Source organism: Sneathiella sp. HT1-7, assembly GCF_020731145.1.
Taxonomy (GTDB): domain Bacteria; phylum Pseudomonadota; class Alphaproteobacteria; order Sneathiellales; family Sneathiellaceae; genus Sneathiella.
Window position 1 is genome coordinate 109,795 of the sequence record NZ_JAJFZN010000006.1, and the last position, 19,412, is coordinate 129,206.

Genomic DNA, 19,412 nt, shown 5'->3' on the forward strand with positions numbered 1-19,412 from the left:
TTCCTACTCCTTCTCTTACATGGAGCAGCCAGCTTGCGGGCCTCTCCGGTTGTTCTGATGGCGTATATTTGTCAATTTTCTGGCTTGATTGCAAACGACAAATTCTAATAGAATGAATTAGTTTTTCTAATCTGAAATGGAAACCGGTTATGCGTCTTCCCCCTTTAAAGTCACTTCGCAGTTTTGAGGCTGCCGCGCGGCATTTAAGTTTTTCTAAAGCGGCGGAAGAATTATTTGTAACTCCTGCTGCCGTCAGCCATCAAGTTAAGGCATTGGAAGAATGGCTCGGTGTTTCTTTGTTCAAGCGATTGAACCGGGCGGTTATCCTGACAAATGAAGGGCAGAACTATGTGGTTAATATCCGCAATGGTCTGGAGATAATTGGATCGGCAACCGAAAAAATCATGCAGGAGGACGTATCCGGCGCACTGCATGTCGACACTTTGCCATCCTTCGCGGCGCGTTGGCTGTTGCCACGTCTCAGTCGGTTTCGGGATGAACATCCAGATATTGACGTGCGACTTTCGGCGTCAGATCATCTTACCGATTTCAACCGGGAGGATGTCGATGTGGTTATCCGGTATGGGCATGGCAATTATCCGGGCTTGCGTGTCGACAAACTCCTGACAGAGGACGTGATGTTTCCTGTTTGCAGTCCGAGCCTTCTTGAAGGAAAACACCCTTTGCATACGCCGGCAGATCTTAAATATCATACGTTGCTGCATGACGATATGCGGATTGACTGGCAGGCATGGCTGACCATGGCCGGGGTAATGGATGTGGATCCGAAAAAAGGACCAAGTTTTAACGATAGTTCCATGCTGCTCACTGCTGCGATGGAGGGGCAGGGAGTAGCACTGGGCCGAAGTACGCTCGCCGCGGATGACCTGATGGAAGGCAGGCTGATACAACCTTTCGATACCCAGCCATTGCAGGCGCATCATGCTTATTATCTCGTGAGTCCCGAAGAAATGGCGGATCGCCCCAGAATTGTTGCTTTTCGAAACTGGATTCTGGAGGAGGCTTCAGTCAGTTCCGGGCGGTTTAAATCCCGTACCGATCAGTCGATTGAACCTTCCAGATAAGAAGCGATTAGGTTCGAGGTTTATAAACGATACGAAAGCTGACTGATTGCTGTCCCTGGTTTATTGATTAATTAGCCTTAGCTATTAAAAAGCGGGTGGTCTCGACGCGGAATAAGCGCTATAGACCAATTGCTTGTGGGTGCGTACTGCGCCTTGAATTTACCCTAGCCGAAAGAGATTGGAATTATGTCTATTATTGCGGAAAGCCTGGGACGCATTAAACCCTCTGTTACTATTGCCGTGACCACCAAAGCAGCTGAACTGAAGGCAGCCGGCCGCGACGTGATCGGTCTTGGCGCCGGAGAGCCGGATTTCGATACGCCTGACAATATCAAGGAAGCGGCAATTCGCGCTATAAACGAGGGCAAGACGAAATACACGGCTGTGGATGGAATTCCGGAGCTGAAAAAGGCAATTTGCGAGAAATTCAAGCGTGACAATGGCCTTGATTACGAACCCTCACAGGTTACGGTCGGTACCGGGGGCAAGCAGATAATTTACAACGCTTTGGTTGCCACGTTGAACCCGGGCGATGAAGTATTGATCCCTGCGCCCTATTGGGTGTCCTATCCGGACATGGTGCTGCTGGGCGGTGGAGAGCCGGTGTTTGTTCCAACGACTGCCGCAACCGGTTTCAAGATGCAGCCAGCCGATCTGGAAGCGGCCATCACGCCAAAAACAAAATGGCTGATTTTCAACTCTCCCTCCAACCCGTCTGGCGCGGGGTATAGCCACGATGAGTTGAAGGCGCTGACCGATGTGTTGCTGCGTCATCCGCAGGTTTGGATCCTGACGGATGATATGTATGAGCATCTCGTCTATGGCGACTTTAAATTTGCGACGCCGGCGGAAGTAGAGCCTAAGCTTTATGACCGGACGTTGACCATGAATGGCGTCTCGAAATCTTATGCGATGACGGGCTGGCGTATTGGTTATGGTGCGGGGCCGGTTGAACTGATCAAGGCAATGGCAAAAGTGCAGTCGCAAAGCACTTCAAACCCTTGCTCTATCAGCCAGTATGCGGCTGTGGAGGCACTCAATGGACCGCAGGATTTTATAGATGAGCGGGCGAAGGTTTTTGAAGAGCGGCGTGATCTGGTGGTTAGTATGCTCAACCAGGCCAAAGGCCTGAGCTGCCCGATGCCGGAAGGGGCGTTTTATGTCTACCCGTCCTGCGAGGGGTGCATTGGCAAGAAAACGCCGGATGGCAAAGTGATCGAGAATGACTTTGACTTCGTATCTGCGCTTCTTGAGACGGAAGGCGTGGCCGTGGTGCATGGAGAGGCGTTTGGTCTGTCGCCGCATTTCCGCGTTTCCTATGCGACATCAACGGAGGCCCTGACAGAAGCCTGTGAACGAATTCAGCGTTTCTGTTCCAGCTTGAGCTAATCAACAGAATTATTTCTGGAAAGGCGGTCGGTGATTCGGCCGCCTTTTTTTATGGCTTCTGCAAAGGGAAGAAAAATAGATCGGTGGTCCCACAATTCTGCGCGCTCCCGGCGTCCCGACAAAATTTCTCTTGCACCATTGGAGATGGAGGAGGAACATTAGAATTATCTAACTAACTAGGGAGGCGCGTCATGGTCGTAGACAAACCAACGGGGCCTCGCAGCATCGCGCTGGTAGGCCCCTATTCAAGCGGGAAAACTACTCTTCTGGAAGCCATCCTGCATATCTGCAACGAAACGGACAGGAAGGGCAGCGTTACGGCAGGGACATCATGCGGTGACAGTTCCAAGGAAGCGCGGGAGCGGCAAATGAGCGTAGAAGTAAACGCCGCCCATGCCAAATATCTTGGCGACGAGTTCACTATTCTGGATTGCCCCGGTTCTATCGAATTTTTTCAGGAAACAGAGAATGCGCTTGCCGGGGTAGATGCCGCCGTGGTGGTGTGTGAGCCGGAAAGTGACCGCGTGCTGACTCTGTCGCCATTGCTAAAAAGTTTGCAGGAAAAGGGACTGCCGACATTTGTCTTTGTGAATAAGATAGATAAGGCCTACGGCTCCGTCCATGATTTATTTAGCTCCCTTCAGGCGGTGTCCGATCGCGCTCTTGTCCTGCGTCAGGTTCCAATTTTCAAGGATAGCATAATCACCGGTTATGTCGACCTCGCCTCCGAACGGGCTTATGTTTATAAGGAGGGCGACGCATCGCGCATTATAGATTTGCCGCCAGAAATGGCGGAAGAAGAGGGAACTTCGCGCTTTGAGATGCTCGAAAAACTTGCGGATTTTGATGATCATTTAATGGAAGAATTGCTTGAGGATATCGAGCCTGAGCGGGAGGAAATATATTCGCTGTTGCAGAATGATCTTCGCGACGGGTTGGTAACACCGGTATTTCTCGGCTCAGCGGAGAATGAAAATGGTGTGCGGCGTCTCCTGAAAGCCTTGCGCCATGAAGTGCCGGAAGCTTCTATTGCCGCGGCCCGCGCCGGATATGACGCCAGCTCAGAAGAGGCTGTTGCCCAAATACTCAAGACCTATATATCAGCACAAGGCGGCAAGCTCTCTCTTGCCCGTATCTGGACTGGACATGTCAAGGACGGCGACAGCTTTGATGTGGGCCGGATTGGTGGTCTCTTTCGGCTGCAAGGTGGAAAATCTGATAAACTGGATAGTGCTAAGGCGGGCGAGATTGTCGCTTTTGGGCGCCTTGAAGCAGCGCAAACCGGCGATGTATTGATGGCGGATAAAACAATTAACTCACCGACAGATGCTATTCTGGAGCCCGTCTATAGTATCGCGCTGGTGCCGGAAAAACGCGACGATGAAGTTAAGCTTTCTGCGGCGCTCAGTAAAATCCTTGAGGAAGACCCATCTCTGAGGGTTGAGCATAAGCAGGAGACACAGGAATTGCTTCTTCTGGGACAAGGGGAAATCCATCTCAACGTCGCTATTGATCGGCTGCGTAATAAATATAGCCTTAGCGTTAAGTCACGTCGCCCGAAGGTGGCCTATAAAGAGGCCATCCGGAAAACGGCAAAGCAGCATGCGCGCTACAAAAAGCAAAGCGGTGGCCATGGACAGTTCGGCGATGTGCAAATCGAAATCAAGCCATTGCCGCGGGGATCAGGATTTAATTTCAATGAGAAAATTGTCGGGGGATCGGTCCCTCGGCAGTATATCCCGGCTGTCGAGCATGGTGTGAAAGAATATCTCACCGAAGGGCCGCTCGGGTTCCCGGTTGTTGATGTTGCCGTTACCCTGTTTGATGGGCAGTTCCATTCGGTCGACAGCTCAGAGAATTCGTTCCGCTCCGCTGCCAGGATTGCCATGAGTGAGGGGATGCCGAAGTGCGATCCGGTTCTGCTCGAACCTATTTACAAGGTGGAACTCTCGATGCCGTCGGAATATACATCAAAGGTCAATAGCATCGTCAGTAGTCGGCGAGGGCAGATTCTTGGCTTTGATGCGCGCGACGGATGGGAGGGCTGGGACGCTCTTATCGCCATGATCCCGGAATCTGAAGTGCATGACCTGATCGTCGACTTACGCTCTGCCACACTTGGGGTTGGAACCTATCGCAGTGAGTTTGATCACTTGCAGGAGCTGACCGGACAGAACGCGGATAAAGTACTCCAAAACCGGAACTAACACATAGTCTGGAAAGAGCTCACGGACAGTTGACTTGTGGTTGAAGCCGCAACGCCCGATTATTACTGTAATCTGTAAATAACGGAAGGAATTGGGCGCGTGTTGATTAAAATCCCAAAAGGCTGGGAACTCCTAGAATCCAAAGCGACGCCAGAAGACGCTTACTTGAACCGGCGATCTATTCTTAAAGGCATGGCTGGTGCTGGATTGATCGCCTCCATAGGCTCAAACATTGCGATTGGGAAGGCTTTTGCCGCAGATGGCGCCGATCCGAGCGCGGATCTCTATCCGGTTCCACGGAATGACCAGTATAAAGTAACTCGGGAACTGACCCCGGAAAAAATTGTGACGACCTATAATAATTTCTATGAATTCGGCTCTCACAAGGAAATCTATGAGGCTGCCCAGGCGCTTAATATCCGCCCCTGGACTGTCAAGATAGATGGCATGGTCGAAAAAGAGATGGAAATTGATATTGATGAGCTGCTCGCGAAAATGCCCATTGAAGAACGGCTCTACCGGCACCGCTGCGTGGAGGCTTGGTCTATGGTCGTTCCCTGGAGCGGCTTTCCGATGAAAGAGCTTGTCAAATTGGCGGCGCCGTCGTCCGGGGCAAAATATGTCGTTATGCAAACCTTTGAGGATAAATCAGTTGCCCCGGGGCAACGCCAGTTCTGGTATCCGTGGCCCTATACGGATGGTCTGACAATTGAAGAGGCAATGAATGATCTCACCTTCATGGTGACAGGCCTCTACGGGAAACCTTTGCCGAAGCAAAATGGCTCTCCCTTACGGCTCGCAGCACCGTGGAAATATGGCTTTAAGCAGGTCAAATCTATCAACCGCATCTCCTTTACCGATGAACGACCTGTAACTTTTTGGGAAAAACTAATTAAGAATGAGTATGGTTTCTGGGCGAATATTAATCCCGAGGTGTCTCATCCGCGCTGGTCTCAGGCGCAAGAGCGGGACATCGGCACGGGTGAGAAAATTCCGACCCTCCTGTATAACGGCTATGGCGAATATGTTGCCGATATCTACAAGGACATGAAGGGCGAGCGCCTCTTTATGTGATTCTTCATGCCTTTGTTGATTTCAGGGAAAATTCCACTCTCGGCGGTTTGCGAAAGCCGCTGATTCTGCTATCAATGTGGAATAGTTAAACTGGAATAATTCGAATAAACGCCGAGGAGGGCAATGCTACATGGCCAGCGAAGGATACCACGAGTCAGTCGAGGAACTTTCTGATGAAACACGGGATATGCACAGGGCTATCGTCTCCTTGATGGAGGAACTTGAAGCTGTTGATTGGTATAATCAGCGTGTTGATGCGTGCAAGGATGAGGAGTTGAAGAAGATTCTCGCCCATAACCGTGATGAAGAAAAGGAACATGCTGCGATGGTGCTGGAATGGATTCGCCGAAGAGATCCAATTATGGACAAGGAGTTGAAAGACTCTCTCTTTAAAGAAGGCCCCATCGGACATCATCACGATTAAGCCTCGACGAAAAAAATGCCGGCCATATGAATGGCCGGCAAGTCTGACAGGAGGCGCATCTTGATAAAAGATGCAAAGGAACAAGTCGGACAGGGAGGAAACCTCTCGCCCCTTCCTGGAAAATCCAGCGCCTAAATGATATATATTTCAATATCACTTATTCATTATATTGGATTTTGCCCGCCAATGTGAATAAGGAAAACTAGATATAGGGTAAGTTTTTCAAATCTGTTGCAAAAAAAGACCGGCCTCAATGAAGAGGCCGGCTTAGTCTAACAGGGAGGTATTGCCTTTCGGCAATACAGATTACATGTGATTGGGAGGAATACATGCAATCGATATCAGCAGGGAGCTGATATTAGTAAATGCTGCAATGCAACATTCATGCATTATAAGTAGCCATTATTGACCCCGGTTTCCACCGATAATATTGCAGTGCACCTATGCAAAAAACGCATACCTTAAAAACCACCACCAAATCAGATCAATTTATATACAGCGCTTTTAGGCGCAGTTTCATTGAAAAAAAATGCCGGCCAAATAAATGGCCGGCAAGTCTAACAGGGAGGTATATGTCAAGAAGACATAGTATTGCAAAAAACTGGGAGGAGATTTTTGCAAAATCACTCAGGTTCATCACCTTCATGAAGACAAATATTGCGTCGCAACATCGTCTGCGGTCTTTCTATTAAATTTGGGAGAGTTAGAAAAGATCAATCTCGTCAACGCTACTATGCGTGACCCGCATAGCTTTGCCGGAGGTTCGCTAAAATGCGTACTCTTTGATCTTCTGAATGAGAAAATCGCGAAAAATGGTCACTCTCTTGGATTTTCTCAATTCTTCCGGATAAACATAATAGGTATCGAAGGTCGGACCACCTAGTTCAGGCAGAATACGGATGATATTGGTATGTCCATCAACGATGTAGTCGGGCAGGCTGGCGATGCCCAGGCCGCTTTGTACGGCAAGAAGCAACCCATAGACATTATTGACCTTGAAAACCGGTTCTTTCGTGCGACCGGCCTTGATCAGGTCCTTCAGCAGCCAATTCAAGTTCGCGATATTGGTAGGCGCTTCATCGCCATAGGTAATAAGATTGCTTTCAAGGATGTCTTCCAAACGGGTCGGGGTGCCATGCTTCTTCAGATAACTCGGAGAAGCATATACATGATGATTAACCGTCATCAATTTACGCTGGATAAGGTCAGGCTGCACGGGCGCGCGCAACCGGATGGCAATATCGGCTTCCCGCATGCCTAGGTCGAGCTCGCGATCGGCTAGGATAAGGTTGACGGTAATTTCCGGGTAAAGCTCGATGAACTCCCGTATGCGGGGCGTCAGCCAATTGGCGCCAAGCCCGACCGTTGCCGTTACTCTTAGCTCCCCTGACGGTTTTTCATGCGCGTCCATCAACTGCGCTTCCGTCATGGCGAGTTTCGCGAACACTTCATGGGCCGTCTGGAATAGCAATTCCCCCTGTTCTGTGAGGAGGAGGCCGCGGGCGTGCCTGTGGAACAGGGCGACCTGCAGGCTTTCTTCAAGGGCGCTGACCTGACGGCTGACGGCGGATTGGCTAAGATGCAGGGTCTCGCCAGCGCGCGTAAAGCTGCCAGCTTCAGCTACTGCATGGAATATGCGTAATTTGTCCCAATCCATATCGCTGCTCGCGGTGACATCCCGGATTATCCGTCAGATTGCCTTGCGATCTCCCTATTCGGCGGCTTCTGCCGAGGTGCTTTCATTTTCCGCAATAAATTTCTCGGCTTCCAGTGCCGCCATGCAACCGGTTCCTGCGGCGGTAACGGCCTGACGGTATATCTTGTCCTGGACATCGCCACAGGCGAAGATACCGGGAATATTTGTCGCGGTGGAATCGGGGGCTGTGATCAAATAGCCTTCGTCATCCATATCGAGCTTGCCTTTAAACATTTCCGTATTGGGCGAATGGCCGATAGCAATAAAGACGCCATGGACGGAAACATCTTGCGTTTCGCCAGTCTTGGTATTGCGAAGCCGCGCGCCGGTGACGCCAAACGGATCCTCCGCTCCCAGAATTTCATCCAAGGTGTGATCCCAGATAATCTCGATCTTTGGATTTTTCTTTAACCGTTCGACGAGAATTTTCTCCGCGCGCAGCTCATCCCGGCGATGAACCAGCGTTACCTTGTCGGCATGGTTGGTGAGGTAGATCGCCTCTTCCACCGCTGTATTGCCGCCGCCGATGACCATGACGTCCTTGCCACGATAGAAAAAGCCGTCGCAGGTCGCGCAGGCGGAAACGCCAAAACCCATGTATTTTTGCTCTGTCGGCAATCCGAGCCATTTCGCAGCGGCACCTGTTGCGACGACAACTGATTGGGCGATAAATTTAGTGCCCGAATCCGCCGTTGCGACAAACGGTCGTTGGTTGACATCCAGATCGACAATATAGTCGTTGAAAATGCGCGTACCGACGATGCGGGCCTGCGCTTCCATCTGCTCCATCAACCAAGGGCCTTGTATAGGGTCCGCGAAGCCTGGATAGTTCTCCACATCTGTTGTGATTGTGAGCTGGCCGCCGGGTTGGATACCATGAACTAGAATCGGGTCAAGGGAGGCGCGGGCTGCGTAAATCGCAGCTGTATCACCGGCTGGGCCGGAGCCAATAATAAGAACATCCGTATGATGAATTTCCGCCATGTCGAACTCCGGGGCAAAATCGCTCTGATATCTAGGGTACAGGATTATTTATATCTTGCGGGGAGGCCATGCAAGAGTAAGCCGCAACTTTGCTCGCCATGCCAAGGATATTAGCCGGGTGATTATTTTGAAAAGTGTTTCTTCAGGATTTTCTCGACTTCATGCGCGATCTTCTGGGTTTCAAGGAGGGGCGGGTACTCCCAACGCTCCAGCTTACCCAAAAAGGGGCGCGTATATCCTTTTTCACGCATGCTTTGGTGAAAATGGTTGAACTTGGCGTTGCCACCCGGCAGCTCGAAAATATGCACCGGTTTTCCCATTGAGCATGCTTCGCAGACCATATTGACAGAATCGCCTGTGACAATGAGAGCGTCTGCAAGCGCGAGATAGCCGAAATATGGATTCTCGCCCTCACCAGTCCATAACTGATGCGGCACTCCTTTGAGAGCCGACTTCAGGATCGCTTCATTTTCAGAGCCCGTTCGCCGGGACGTCGTCACGAGATAGTTGCAACCCGTATCTTCATGTAACGCTTCCAGCTTCTGCGCGAGATCACGCATCACCTCTTCGGTCATATCATAGCAACCATTGCTTCCGCCTACGAGGACGGCAACAAGCGGAGAATTGAGATGTGCCACCTGAGGTGCAAATTTCTCTCCGGCTTCCCGCAGTTTTTCTGGGGTTATTCGGCCAAGCGCCCCGAGACAGACCAGCACATTCTCGCCGCGTAGCTTGTCATGCTCCGGCACAATGACCAGATCGAAACTCCCCGCATCGCAATTGGGTGTTTGAATATGGATTGTGAATGTTTTATCGCCGTTTGCCTTTTTTATTGCCAGATTGAGCGGGATTGACTGGCGACCGCAGCTAATCAGGACATCGGGCCATGGGGGCTCCAGCAGATCCCCTCGTTTATCGAGGGATTTGAGCGGGTTGATCCATAGATGCGGCGGCAGCCAGCGCCATGGTTTTGTTGTCCGGATTTTTTTTACTTTAAAATCAAGCCTTAAGGCCTCAGCAAGACCAATGCATTGGATTTCCATTCCTGCGCTGCCGTCGGTGACCACCCAGCAGGATGCCTGACTAATTTTGCTGTTTGCACTCATTTTTCTGGCATAAGCCCTGTATCTTACGCGGGTCAAGTGTTTTGGCTCCGTTTTAAGTAATTTTCTTACCCTTTTGGCATAGTCCCTGCTTCTATAGCTTGGCGTCGCGCAATCTTTGTAATAATATTGCGCGTAACAGATAGTCGGAGGACATAAATGCAACGCGTAAAGCTGGACGAAATCGATCGCCGCATTCTGCATGATTTGCAGGAAAATGGGCGCATCACCAATGTAGAACTGGCAAAAAACGCCGGAATTTCCGCCCCTCCCTGTCTCCGGCGGGTTCGGGCCCTCGAAGAGGCCGGATATATTGAGGGATATCATGCGCAACTGAACTCGGAACATCTTGGGTTTGGAGTTACCGTTTTCGCACTGGTCGGCTTGCAAAGTCAGGCGGAAACTGATCTTTCTGCGTTTGAAACTCTGGTCAAGAGCTGGCCGCTGGTTCGTGAATGCTACATGCTGGCCGGCGAAAACGACTTTATTCTAAAAGTTGTGGCGAAGGACTGGGATACATATCAGCATTTCCTGACCCATGAATTAACTGGCGCACCGAATGTAGAGCATGTGAAGACGTCGCTTGGCATCCGGGTGTCGAAATTCCTGCCTGGCGTGCCGGTTGAACTCGGGGGTGGCCGGGAAGACATCGAAAAAGACTAGAAATATCAAAACGCACTGTTTTTAGAAAAAGATTGGGAGACTCTTTTGACTAAAAATCCATATCAAGCTGATCTCGATAGCAATCGCGCAAATTATGAGCCTCTGTCACCGCTGACATTTTTGTCCCGGTCTGCGGACGTTTACCCTGATAAGACCGCGATTGTGCATGGTGACCTAACCTATAGCTACAGGGAATTTTATGCGCGCGCGCGCAGGCTCGCAAGTGCAATTACTAAACATGGCATTGGAGAGGGGGACACGGTGTCGATGATGGCCCCGAATATCCCGTCCGTGTTGGAGGCCCACTACGGTGTGCCCATGACTGGGGCCGTTCTCAATACGCTAAATACCCGCCTTGACGCTGAGGCGCTTGCCTTCATCCTTGATCATGCAGAGTGTAAGATGTTGCTGACGGATCGGGAATTTTCTCCCCTGATCAAGGAAGCCTTAACGCTGACTAAATCCCAGCCAATCGTTATTGATATAGATGATTCTCTCGCTGAAAGCGGCGAATTGATCGGCGATATGGAGTATGAGGCCTTCCTTGCGACAGGCGATCCAGAGTTTGACTGGCAGGGGCCAGCGGACGAATGGCAGGCCATTTCTCTTAATTACACGTCTGGAACAACCGGTGATCCCAAGGGGGTAGTCTATCATCATCGCGGTGCTTACCTCTCGGCCATGGGAAATGCGGTGTCCTGGAGCTTGCCGAAGCATCCGGTGTATCTTTGGACACTTCCCATGTTTCATTGCAATGGCTGGTGCTTTCCCTGGACATTGACGGCTGTTGGCGGCACTCATGTTTGCTTGCGTAAAATTGAAGCAAGCGCAATTTATTCCGAGATGCAGCGCAACAAAGTTGATCATATGTGCGGCGCGCCGATTATTCTTTCAATGCTGATCAACGCATCGGATGAAGATAAGGCGAAGGCGCCGTCGGGCGTGAAGTTCATGGTCGCGGCGGCACCGCCCCCGGCAACAGTGCTCGCAGAAATGGATGACATGGGATTTGATGTTACACATGTGTATGGGCTGACAGAAACTTATGGCCCCTCTGTTCTGTGCGACTGGAATTCGGACTGGAACGAAAAATCAGTGGAGGATCGGGCGGCGCTTAAGGCGCGTCAGGGCGTACGCTATCACGCGCTGGCTGATCTTGATGTGATGGACCCGGAGACCATGACGCCTGTGCCGCATGACGGCGCCACAATGGGCGAGGTGATGCTGCGTGGTAATTTGATCATGAAGGGCTATTTAAAGAACCCGAAAACTACACAGGCCTCCTTTAAGGATGGCTGGTTCCATTCCGGTGACCTCGGTGTGATTCATGAAGACGGCTATCTGGAACTCCGAGATCGATCGAAGGATATTATCATTTCAGGCGGCGAGAATATATCCACCATTGAAGTCGAAGGCGTACTCTATAAGCACCCGGCGGTGCTGGAAGCTGCTGTGGTTGCTCGTCCCGATGATAAATGGGGGGAAACGCCCTGCGCCTTTATTACCTTACGTGAGGGAAAAACGGCATCCGAGAAGGAAATCATCCAGTTTTGCCGTGAGAATATGGCCCATTTCAAATGTCCAAAAACAGTTATCTTTGAGGAACTCCCGAAAACGTCCACGGGAAAGGTGCAGAAATTTGTTCTCCGGGAACGGGCCAAGAATATCTGATCGTTTTATTTACCGTGGTACGATTATCAAAAAATTAACCAAGAATAGGCCATATTGATCGCCAGTTCTTGTTTAGGAGGGCACGAAATTGAGCCATTATTTGGTAACAGAAGAAAATCCAGAGGGCAAAAAGCTTGAGGATGTACTTTCTATGATCCGAAAGGACATACTGGACCGCTGTGCGCTGATCACGGATGATCCGCGGGCAGAGGCAAAAGCCGTATTGGCCAATAATATGCGGATCCTTAATCTTTTGACGGATGCGGTATTGCTGGCAGAAGACAGTACCAGCATACTTGATAAAGCATTCGGGCCTAGCCAAGCGTCAAAAGGTGGCCCGCCCCGTATTGGTCATCTGTAAGATTTTGGAATAGCATCAGAATTAATTGAGGGGGCTGCCATATCTGGCGCCCCCTCTTTTTTTATGCCTCAACCTGTCAGACTTGCTTCTGATGGGCGAGATTAAAACTCTGAAACCGCTTAAGAGTCAAGAGGCTATGTTACAATTTTATGAAACTCTTATGTGTCGTTGGCCAAAAAAAGAGCCGCCCATAAATAGGCGGCTCAAGTCAACAGGGAGGCGTCATGAAGACTGGAATAGGGATTCCAACCTTCTGCAGCCCAAATCGGGCTACAGCATTCAACTTAACCATCAATTATTAAATTACAATTAACGAATATATATATTTAGGTTTTTTCTTCAGATTTTCGTTGTGATTCTCCTTATTGGAGAATCATGCGCGGTGCTATGACCGCTAGCTTTTGAAGAATCCGTCCGCCGCGTTCAGGGCAGCTTCCTTTTTGGCAATGACCTTTTTTGTCTTCTCGATTTCCTCCGTCAGAGCGGCAATGTAGTCATGAAGGTCATCTATCGACATGCTATCGAAATTGACCGGTTTTTGCCCAAGGGCGGGTTTGCCGTCATCATCACTTGTCATCGTCATATTCCTCAATATGCTAGGCTGCAATTCTGATAAGAATAATGAATCGTTCCATGACAGTCTGCAATTTTGCGCGGAACTGCTCAAAATAACCCGGAGAATAAAATGACAACTCTACCCGAGACAATGACAGCCATCGAAATCAAGGAGTTTGGCGGACCGGAAGGATTGGTGCCTGCAAGTCGCCCAGTGCCATCGCCCGCTCATGATGAAGTGCTGATCAAGGTTGCTGCTGCTGGAGTAAACCGGCCGGATGTGTTGCAGCGTAAGGGAGGATATGCGCCGCCTCCGGGTGCGTCTGATATTCCCGGCCTCGAAGTTTCCGGAACTGTTGTGGCGGCAGGCGCGGGTGTTACAAAATATAAAGTGGGAGATCAACTCTGTGCGCTGGTCGCCGGTGGCGGCTATGCGGAGTATTGCGTTGCGCCGGAAGCGCAATGCCTGGATATCCCAAAAGGATTTGATCTGGTTGAGGCTGCGGCCATTCCGGAAACCTTCTTCACTGTTTGGACAAATGTATTCGATCGCGGACATTTGACGGGCGGTGAGACTTTTCTGGTGCATGGCGGCGCGAGCGGTATTGGCACGACAGCGATCCAGCTCGCTAAAGCATTCGGCGCGCGCGTGTTCACAACGGCATCGACAGATGAAAAATGCCGCGCGGTGGAAAAGCTCGGTGCGGAGCGCGGGATCAACTATAAAACTGAAGATTTCGTCTCCGTCGTCAAGGAACTCACAGACGGTAAGGGCGTTGATCTTGTTCTTGATATGGTGGGTGGGGATTATATTCAACGCAACATTTCAGCGCTTGCGGTAGAGGGGCGTCTTGTCTATATCGCTTTTCTTGGCGGGGCAGAGGTCAAGGTAAATTTCGCGGCTATGATGCTGAAGCGGCTGACGATCACCGGATCAACCCTGCGCCCGCAATCTGTTCAGGCAAAAGCCGAGATTGGAGAGCGGCTAAAGGCGAAAGTGTGGCCTTTGCTGTCCGCCGGTACAGTGAAGCCGGTAATGGATAGTACTTTTCCCTTGAACGAGGCGGCTGCGGCTCATCGCCGGATAGATGATTCCTCCCATATCGGGAAAATCGTTTTAAAGGTTTAGGTGTGGACTTTGGGGCTGTTTTTCGCCATATACATACAAGAATTATATACAGGCCCGAATATTCTGTAATCGGACCGAAAAGGAGACTATATGGTAACGCCATTATTGCCAAAGGCGACGGCTGTTTGGCTCATTGACAATACATCCTTGTCATTCAATCAGATTGCGGATTTTTGCGGCCTGCATTCGCTGGAAGTTCAGGGAATTGCGGATGGCGAAGTTGCTGTGGGTATTGTCGGGCTTGACCCGGTTGCCAACGGGCAACTGACTCAGGAAGAGATAGACCGCTGTCAGGAAGATACAACGGCCCGACTTGAAATCAGCAAGCCTGCGGGCGATGTGCCTCAGCCTCGTCGGCGGGGAGGACGCTACACACCTGTTTCGCGTCGCGGTGATCGTCCGGATGCCATCACATGGCTGATCAAGTTCCATCCCGAGCTGACGGATGCACAGATTTCGAAGCTGGTTGGTACAACGAAAACGACAATTAATGCTGTGCGTGACCGGTCCCATTGGAATTCCCAGAATATCCGCCCGCGGGATCCTGTCAGCCTCGGTATCTGCACCCAGCTCGAACTGGATGAGGCCGTTAAGAAATCTGCTCATCGTCGTACGGACGAAGATCGGGGCAAATTGATGGAAGAGGTTGCTGCGGCCGTTGCCGCCGAGGCTGCCGCTGTTCCGCTTACGCCTTACGAATTGAAAAAGCAGCAGGTTCAGAAAGAAGAAGCCTATGATCCGCGCGCTGAGGCTGAGGCTGTCTTTGGGAAAGCGGCAGAGAAGAAAAAGGACGAAGATGGCGATAAGAAAAATGCCGCCAAAAATTTTGAAGATTTGTTTAAGTCATCTTCCAAAGATTGATTACCGGCTAGCAATAGAGAAAAACCGCGGAAATTCACTTTTTCGCGGTTTTTTTGATATCTACAGGTTCGGATGCGGCGCTTTGTCTCGTTGCTATCTATTGACAATCTGACCAGACAATTGTTTTTCTAAAATCAAATAATACAAATTTCGGGAGGCAACCTATGGCCAGCTATGAAGAAGATTACAAGGTGTCTTTGCATGATCCTGAAGCTTTCTGGGCGGCTGCCGCACAGGAGATCAGTTGGAGCAAGCCCTGGGACCGCGTACTGAACGCGGATAACCCGCCCTTTTATCGCTGGTTTGAAGGTGCGGAGATGAACACCTGCTACAACTGTCTGGATCGGCATGTTGAAGATGGGAGAGGGGATCAGGACGCTCTTATTTACGACAGCCCGATGACGGGACAGGTCAGGAAATATACATATCAGGAACTAACCGATACAGTTGCGCGTTTTGCCGGTGCTTTGGCGGGTCTAGGCATTACAAAGGGCGATCGGGTTCTGATTTATATGCCAATGGTACCGGAGGCGGCAATTGCGATGCTGGCATGTGCCAGGATAGGGGCGATACATTCTGTTGTATTTGGTGGATTTGCATCTAAGGAACTGGCGACACGTATTGATGATGCCAAGCCCGTTGCGATCATTGCGGCTTCATGTGGACTGGAGCCGAACCGCACGATCGCCTATAAACCCTTGATTGATGACGCGATTGATATGTCCACTCATAAACCGGCCAATTGCATTATTTTGCAACGCCCGGAATGTGAGACAGAATTGAAGGCAGGCCGCGATCATGACTGGCGCGTGCTGGAAGCCGATGCAGAACCAACGCCCTGTGTTCCCGTTGCCGCGACTGACCCGCTCTATATTCTTTATACTTCGGGTACGACGGGGGTGCCCAAGGGTGTTGTTCGAGACAATGGCGGTCATGCTGTCGCGCTTCGCTGGTCCATGAAGTATGTGTATGATATCGAACCGGGAGAAGTTTTCTGGGCAGCGTCCGATGTTGGATGGGTTGTCGGTCATTCTTATATCGTTTATGCGCCGCTCTTGCACGGATGCACGACTATCTTGTTTGAAGGGAAACCTGTTGGGACACCGGATGCGGGAACCTTCTGGCGGGTGATTGAGGATCATAAGGTAAAGGCCCTTTTCACGGCGCCGACCGCGTTTCGCGCCATTCGGCAGCAAGACCCGGAAGGGAAACTTATTCCAGATTATGACCTCAGCAAATTTGTGACCTTGTTTTTAGCTGGAGAGCGTGCAGATCCTGACACGATCATCTGGGCGCAGGATCAGCTTAAGGTCCCCGTTATTGATCACTGGTGGCAGACGGAAACCGGCTGGGCAATTGGTGCGAACTGCATGGGCTACGGCATGAAGCCTGTAAAACTCGGCAGTCCAACTTATCCGGTTCCGGGTTATGACATCCGGATTATTAATGAAGAAGATGGTACTACCGAAATGAAACGTGGTGAAATCGGTGTAATTGCTGTGAAGTTGCCACTACCTCCCGGATCATTGCCGACACTTTGGCAGAATGATAAGGGATATGTTCAGGCCTATATGGCAGACATTCCGGGTTATTATAAAACGGGAGATGCCGGGTATATTGATGAAGACGGCTATCTGTTCATCATGGCGCGCACCGATGACATTATCAATGTCGCCGGGCATCGTCTCTCTACCGGCGGCATGGAAGAAGTGCTCGCAGGTCACCGGGATGTTGCAGAATGTGCTGTCATGGGGGTTAAAGACGAGCTTAAAGGGCAGATTCCGATGGGCTTCGTTGTTCTGAACGCTGGCGTAAATCGTTCTGAGGAAGAAATTCAAAAAGAACTGGTTGCCCTTGTGCGGGAAAAGATTGGACCGGTGGCGGCCTTTAAACTTGCGCTTGTTGTAAAAAGACTTCCCAAGACCCGGTCAGGAAAAATTCTTCGTGGCGTTATGCGAAAAATTGCCGATGGGGAAGATTATAAGGCGCCGGCGACAATTGATGATCCAGAAGTCCTGGTGGAAATCACAGAAGCTCTGTCGAAAGCCGGGTATCCGGCGGAAAGTTAGGCGCGGGAGCAGGGACTGTTATTTTGGTTTGGCGTTTGCCAGAGCGATAATGATCGGCTCGGCATTCGGATCCTTATCGTCCTTGATCCGCTTCGCCGCGACATAGGTCAATAAGTCCAGATGAATCCGGATGAGAGGCAGGGTCAGGGCGGAAGACTTGAAGTCGCTGGTTGTCAGTTCACATATGCCTTCGCCGATTGTCCCCATGATCGGGTAACCGAAGGAGCCTCCCATGCCTTTCAAGTCATGTCCTTGACGAAAGATGATTGTTTGCTCCGGCTCCCCGCCGTTGCCTGCTTCAAGATTGCTCAAGGCCGTCTCAATTCTTTCAATCACTGCCGGGATGCTCGCAAGAAACTCCTCAGTGAGCCCGGCCATTTTCTTGGCCATGCGCTTTTCCATTTCCTTGAGCGATATTCCTCCCGAAGACCCGACCTTGTTCTTTAAGGTGGCCTTTGGATGGTGAATTTCATATCCCTCCATCTTGACAATTTTAGTCATAGAGAGCCTCTCAATGTGAAGTTTTTCCATGCCGTGGACATCGCTTGTGTCATATCATTGCCGCCTTTCCATACCCTCATAGCCGCGCATAGCCCGCCTTCGGTCTGGACCGATGTATTCGGATGCCTTGATAAATGCACGAGGATTTTCAATCATCCAAACCAGCCGGTCATGAAGTGAGCCTACGGATACAGGCTTTGAAAGAAACTCTGTTGCGCCTGCATCTCTCGCCTCCATAACGTTCGCCAGCTTAGTTTGGCCTGACAATACCAGGATCGGCGTATAGCGATCGACACCTTTTTCGCCTGCCCGAATTCGCTTTATCAAATCCAGGCCATTTTCCGGATTTAGTGAGAGGTCTGTTATGACAACATCCGGTGGATCCTCCAGCATCTCAGCAAAGCACCTTTTCGCGTCATAGCATCCCCGTGAACTGACGATATTCATAGCCAGCAAAATGCTTTTTATGAGCAGATGCATGTTTTTATTGTCATCGACAAAGATAATATTGAGGTTTCTGAAGTTGTAGTGAATAGACATTGGCTCAACTTATGGTTAATTTTCCGTCTCAATATGGTTCATGCTTGGGATACTAATCAATAATTGCTAATTTTTATTAAAGGGTGACATTAAACATTTGCAAGGCTGTGAAAGCAAATAAATGCTGTAATTCTAATTCATAAAATACTTAGAACGGGAGGTGAGGATGCCAAAAACCATAGATATTGACGCTGTCCTAAATACATTAACACCGCTTCGTAACCGCAGTCACGATACATCGGAAGAAGAGGCGCGTGCAGCATTTGCCACTCTCGCGCCCTTTAACAATGGCGCTGTTTTTACGGGAAGCTTTGACGGAACCAGCCCGTGGGAGCGACATAATGGCGGTGATGAACTTGTTCACATCCTGAAAGGGGAGACACGCCTGACTATCCTGTCTGAGAAAACGGAAAATATTCTTGAACTGAAAGAAGGAATGATGACGGTAGTCCCGAAGGGCTGCTGGCATCGATTTCACGCGCCGGATGGTGTAACGGTTTTAACCGCTACGCCTCAGCCGACAGAACATTCCACGGCAGAGGATCCACGCTAATGTCGTTTTATTTCGGGAGAGAGCAACCCATGGCGAGGGGTGCCATGGGTTTAAAAAACGGGAGGGTGAGTTAGCCGACGTAGTTGACTTCGATGACTTCATACGCTTTGGAGCCGCCGGGTGTCATCACTTCGATGCTGTCGCCCTGTTCTTTGCCGATAAGCGCACGGGCAAGTGGTGCGGTAATAGAAAGGCGGCCTTCTTCGATATTGCTTTCGTCTTCACCGACAATCTGATAGCTCGTTTCTTCATCCGTATCTTCATCGGCCAGCAAAATCGTCGCGCCGAACTTGATCTGGCGCCCGGAAATAGAAGACACATCAATGACTTCCGCGCGGCCAAGTTTATCGGCAAGCTCGGCGATGCGGCCTTCAATAAGAGACTGCTGTTCTTTCGCGGCATGATACTCTGCGTTTTCGGACAAATCTCCATGTTCGCGGGCGGTCGCGATTGCCTGAATAACCGCCGGACGCGCCGTCGATTTCAGTTCTTTTAACTCTTTTTCGAGCCGAGCGTATCCCGCCGCAGTTATTGGTAGTCTTTCCAT

General features: G+C 50.5%; 19 protein-coding genes. 12 read left to right on the forward strand and 7 right to left on the reverse strand.

Annotated features, from left to right (window positions below; all coding sequences use genetic code 11):
* Nucleotides 1–149 precede the first annotated feature (149 nt).
* The 5 genes from LKE13_RS17975 to LKE13_RS17995 all read left to right on the forward strand — a co-directional run bounded on the left by LKE13_RS17975 (nt 150) and on the right by LKE13_RS17995 (nt 6,179).
* Nucleotides 150–1,085, forward strand: a complete 936-nt coding sequence (locus LKE13_RS17975; RefSeq protein ID WP_227953123.1) for a transcriptional regulator GcvA — start codon at nt 150–152, stop codon at nt 1,083–1,085.
* Between the two features lie 186 nt (nt 1,086–1,271).
* Nucleotides 1,272–2,474 (forward strand): pyridoxal phosphate-dependent aminotransferase, encoded by a 1,203-nt coding sequence (locus LKE13_RS17980; RefSeq protein WP_227953125.1) that lies wholly within the window; start codon nt 1,272–1,274, stop codon nt 2,472–2,474.
* Between the two features lie 191 nt (nt 2,475–2,665).
* Complete coding sequence (locus tag LKE13_RS17985) at nt 2,666–4,681, forward strand: elongation factor G (RefSeq protein ID WP_227953127.1); 2,016 nt, start codon at nt 2,666–2,668, stop codon at nt 4,679–4,681.
* Nucleotides 4,682–4,780: 99 nt separating this feature from the next.
* A complete protein-coding gene (msrP, locus tag LKE13_RS17990) occupies nt 4,781–5,755 on the forward strand; it encodes a protein-methionine-sulfoxide reductase catalytic subunit MsrP (protein WP_227953129.1) in 975 nt (324 codons plus the stop codon).
* Between the two features lie 130 nt (nt 5,756–5,885).
* A complete protein-coding gene (locus LKE13_RS17995; protein ID WP_227953131.1) occupies nt 5,886–6,179 on the forward strand; it encodes an encapsulin-associated ferritin-like protein in 294 nt (97 codons plus the stop codon).
* Nucleotides 6,180–6,945: 766 nt separating this feature from the next.
* On the opposite strand, the gene LKE13_RS18000 is transcribed toward LKE13_RS17995, so the two are convergent.
* The 3 genes from LKE13_RS18000 to LKE13_RS18010 form a co-directional block, all read right to left on the reverse strand.
* Complete coding sequence (locus tag LKE13_RS18000; protein ID WP_227953133.1) at nt 6,946–7,836, reverse strand: LysR family transcriptional regulator; 891 nt, start codon at nt 7,834–7,836, stop codon at nt 6,946–6,948.
* 54 nt (nt 7,837–7,890) lie between these two features.
* Nucleotides 7,891–8,859, reverse strand: coding sequence for a thioredoxin-disulfide reductase (gene trxB, locus LKE13_RS18005; protein WP_227953135.1), 969 nt, complete (start codon nt 8,857–8,859; stop codon nt 7,891–7,893).
* A gap of 122 nt (nt 8,860–8,981) precedes the next feature.
* The gene (locus tag LKE13_RS18010) at nt 8,982–9,965 is read right to left on the reverse strand and encodes a mitochondrial fission ELM1 family protein (RefSeq protein ID WP_227953137.1); all 984 of its coding nucleotides are present in this window, start codon (nt 9,963–9,965) and stop codon (nt 8,982–8,984) included.
* 156 nt (nt 9,966–10,121) lie between these two features.
* Between LKE13_RS18010 and LKE13_RS18015 the strand changes: the two genes are divergently transcribed.
* The 3 genes from LKE13_RS18015 (at nt 10,122) to LKE13_RS18025 (ending at nt 12,657) form a co-directional block, all read left to right on the forward strand.
* Nucleotides 10,122–10,625, forward strand: coding sequence for an Lrp/AsnC family transcriptional regulator (locus LKE13_RS18015; protein ID WP_227953139.1), 504 nt, complete (start codon nt 10,122–10,124; stop codon nt 10,623–10,625).
* A gap of 45 nt (nt 10,626–10,670) precedes the next feature.
* Nucleotides 10,671–12,296, forward strand: coding sequence for an acyl-CoA synthetase (locus tag LKE13_RS18020; protein ID WP_227953141.1), 1,626 nt, complete (start codon nt 10,671–10,673; stop codon nt 12,294–12,296).
* 88 nt (nt 12,297–12,384) lie between these two features.
* The gene (locus LKE13_RS18025; protein ID WP_227953143.1) at nt 12,385–12,657 is read left to right on the forward strand and encodes a hypothetical protein; all 273 of its coding nucleotides are present in this window, start codon (nt 12,385–12,387) and stop codon (nt 12,655–12,657) included.
* 394 nt (nt 12,658–13,051) lie between these two features.
* Here the strand turns inward: LKE13_RS18025 and LKE13_RS18030 are convergent, their stop codons facing one another.
* Nucleotides 13,052–13,234, reverse strand: a complete 183-nt coding sequence (locus LKE13_RS18030; RefSeq protein WP_227953145.1) for a DUF1192 domain-containing protein — start codon at nt 13,232–13,234, stop codon at nt 13,052–13,054.
* 108 nt (nt 13,235–13,342) lie between these two features.
* Here LKE13_RS18030 and LKE13_RS18035 point away from each other — a divergent pair, with 108 nt between their 5' ends.
* From LKE13_RS18035 to LKE13_RS18045, 3 genes are all read left to right on the forward strand, one after another.
* Nucleotides 13,343–14,341: an NAD(P)H-quinone oxidoreductase gene (locus LKE13_RS18035; RefSeq protein ID WP_227953147.1), complete on the forward strand. Its 999-nt coding sequence runs from the start codon at nt 13,343–13,345 to the stop codon at nt 14,339–14,341.
* A 90-nt stretch (nt 14,342–14,431) separates the two neighbouring features.
* Nucleotides 14,432–15,202 (forward strand): DUF1013 domain-containing protein, encoded by a 771-nt coding sequence (locus LKE13_RS18040; protein WP_227953149.1) that lies wholly within the window; start codon nt 14,432–14,434, stop codon nt 15,200–15,202.
* Nucleotides 15,203–15,366: 164 nt separating this feature from the next.
* Complete coding sequence (locus tag LKE13_RS18045) at nt 15,367–17,271, forward strand: propionyl-CoA synthetase (protein WP_227953151.1); 1,905 nt, start codon at nt 15,367–15,369, stop codon at nt 17,269–17,271.
* Nucleotides 17,272–17,289: 18 nt separating this feature from the next.
* On the opposite strand, the gene LKE13_RS18050 is transcribed toward LKE13_RS18045, so the two are convergent.
* Nucleotides 17,290–17,772, reverse strand: coding sequence for an Hpt domain-containing protein (locus tag LKE13_RS18050; protein WP_227953153.1), 483 nt, complete (start codon nt 17,770–17,772; stop codon nt 17,290–17,292).
* Nucleotides 17,773–17,826: 54 nt separating this feature from the next.
* Complete coding sequence (locus LKE13_RS18055) at nt 17,827–18,312, reverse strand: response regulator (protein ID WP_227953155.1); 486 nt, start codon at nt 18,310–18,312, stop codon at nt 17,827–17,829.
* A 166-nt stretch (nt 18,313–18,478) separates the two neighbouring features.
* Between LKE13_RS18055 and LKE13_RS18060 the strand changes: the two genes are divergently transcribed.
* Nucleotides 18,479–18,865, forward strand: coding sequence for a cupin domain-containing protein (locus tag LKE13_RS18060; protein ID WP_227953157.1), 387 nt, complete (start codon nt 18,479–18,481; stop codon nt 18,863–18,865).
* Nucleotides 18,866–18,935: 70 nt separating this feature from the next.
* Here LKE13_RS18060 and greA read toward each other — a convergent pair whose 3' ends face one another.
* Nucleotides 18,936–19,412, reverse strand: a complete 477-nt coding sequence (gene greA, locus LKE13_RS18065; RefSeq protein ID WP_227953159.1) for a transcription elongation factor GreA — start codon at nt 19,410–19,412, stop codon at nt 18,936–18,938.

Bases quoted from the DNA above. Each gene is read 5' to 3' on its own strand.
- LKE13_RS17975 (WP_227953123.1), top strand. From the start codon at position 150: ATGCGTCTTCCCCCTTTAAAGTCACTTCGCAGTTTTGAGGCTGCCGCG.
- LKE13_RS17980 (WP_227953125.1), top strand. From the start codon at position 1,272: ATGTCTATTATTGCGGAAAGCCTGGGACGCATTAAACCCTCTGTTACT.
- LKE13_RS17985 (WP_227953127.1), top strand. From the start codon at position 2,666: ATGGTCGTAGACAAACCAACGGGGCCTCGCAGCATCGCGCTGGTAGGC.
- LKE13_RS17995 (WP_227953131.1), top strand. From the start codon at position 5,886: ATGGCCAGCGAAGGATACCACGAGTCAGTCGAGGAACTTTCTGATGAA.
- LKE13_RS18000 (WP_227953133.1), bottom strand. From the start codon at position 7,836: ATGGATTGGGACAAATTACGCATATTCCATGCAGTAGCTGAAGCTGGC.
- trxB (WP_227953135.1), bottom strand. From the start codon at position 8,859: ATGGCGGAAATTCATCATACGGATGTTCTTATTATTGGCTCCGGCCCA.
- LKE13_RS18010 (WP_227953137.1), bottom strand. From the start codon at position 9,965: ATGAGTGCAAACAGCAAAATTAGTCAGGCATCCTGCTGGGTGGTCACC.
- LKE13_RS18015 (WP_227953139.1), top strand. From the start codon at position 10,122: ATGCAACGCGTAAAGCTGGACGAAATCGATCGCCGCATTCTGCATGAT.
- LKE13_RS18030 (WP_227953145.1), bottom strand. From the start codon at position 13,234: ATGACAAGTGATGATGACGGCAAACCCGCCCTTGGGCAAAAACCGGTC.
- LKE13_RS18035 (WP_227953147.1), top strand. From the start codon at position 13,343: ATGACAACTCTACCCGAGACAATGACAGCCATCGAAATCAAGGAGTTT.
- LKE13_RS18040 (WP_227953149.1), top strand. From the start codon at position 14,432: ATGGTAACGCCATTATTGCCAAAGGCGACGGCTGTTTGGCTCATTGAC.
- LKE13_RS18045 (WP_227953151.1), top strand. From the start codon at position 15,367: ATGGCCAGCTATGAAGAAGATTACAAGGTGTCTTTGCATGATCCTGAA.
- LKE13_RS18050 (WP_227953153.1), bottom strand. From the start codon at position 17,772: ATGACTAAAATTGTCAAGATGGAGGGATATGAAATTCACCATCCAAAG.
- LKE13_RS18055 (WP_227953155.1), bottom strand. From the start codon at position 18,312: ATGTCTATTCACTACAACTTCAGAAACCTCAATATTATCTTTGTCGAT.
- LKE13_RS18060 (WP_227953157.1), top strand. From the start codon at position 18,479: ATGCCAAAAACCATAGATATTGACGCTGTCCTAAATACATTAACACCG.
- greA (WP_227953159.1), bottom strand. From the start codon at position 19,412: ATGGAAAGACTACCAATAACTGCGGCGGGATACGCTCGGCTCGAAAAA.